The organism is Microbacterium paulum, assembly GCF_015707995.1.
GTDB classification, from domain to species: domain Bacteria; phylum Actinomycetota; class Actinomycetes; order Actinomycetales; family Microbacteriaceae; genus Microbacterium; species Microbacterium paulum.
Genome location: NZ_JAAGRY010000133.1, coordinates 1 through 1,040 on the forward strand (window position 1 = coordinate 1; position 1,040 = coordinate 1,040).

The following is a 1,040-nucleotide window of genomic DNA, read 5'->3' on the forward strand; positions in this document are numbered from 1 at the left end:
CGACCTGCGCACGCACCTCGCGCACGGGGGTGCGCTGGCGGCCTCGGTCGTCGACGACCTCAGCCGCTCGCTCGACGAGGCGCTCCGCGACCTCACCCGCGCCCTGCGCGGCTGAGATCGCGCTCGCGCGGGGCGCGGGGCGCGGCGGAGCTCGCACCCGCGCAGACCTGCCGCCGCGGCGGCTCCGGCGCTAGCATCCGAAGTACCGTGAGCAGCTCTCTGCGCGATACCGTCGCCGCCGCGGACGCCGACCGGTTCGTCGGCCGCGGCGAGCGGTTGCGCGCGTTCGACGAGCTGCTCGCCGCCGACACCGCCCACCGCGTGCTGTTCGTGCACGGTGCGGGCGGGGTCGGCAAGTCGGCACTCCTGCGCACAATGCAGCGTCGGTGCGCGCACCGGGGACTGCGCGCGGTCGCCATCGACGGCCGATCGCCCGTCGAAACCGTCTTCGCGGCGATCGCGGCGGCCGCGCAAGCGCCCGTCGTCGTCTTCATCGACGAAGCGGATGCCTTGGGCGCGGCCCTTCCCGCGGTCCGCGACCGTCTGCTCGACGACCTCGTGTCGACGTCGCGCGTCGTGCTGGCCGGCCGCCACCGCCCCGATCCGTCGTGGCGCGAGAACGGACTCGACGTGATACTCCGCGAGGCGGCCGTGCCTCCGCTGGCCGAAGACGACGCCGATCGGCTGCTCGCGCTGCGCGGGGTTGCGCCCGATCGCCGGCCCGAGATCCTGCGCTTCGCGCAGGGGTCGCCGCTGGCGCTGACCGTCGCCTCGGCCCCCGCGGCGACGGGACCCGGCGCGGGCGCGGGGAGCGCGGCGAGCGCCCCCGCCGCGCTCGGATCGGGCGAGCTCGAAGAACGCCTGACGGCCTGGCTCACCGGGCGAGAACGTCTCGACACCGATGCGGAGCTGATCGAGGTGGCGGCGATCGCGCCGCTCGTCGACGCCCGGCTGCTCGCCGCCGCCCTGCCGGGCCGGCCCACGCGAGAGGCGATCGCGACGCTGGCGGGCCTCGCCGTCACCGAGCGGGTGGGGGGCCG

1 protein-coding gene is annotated in these 1,040 nt (G+C 76.7%); it reads left to right on the forward strand.

Translation table 11 applies throughout. From position 1 onward, the window contains the following. Positions 1 to 207 precede the first annotated feature (207 nt). The coding region (locus G3N18_RS15795) for an AAA family ATPase (protein WP_196385192.1) at positions 208 to 1,040 on the forward strand (833 nt) is incomplete at its 3' end.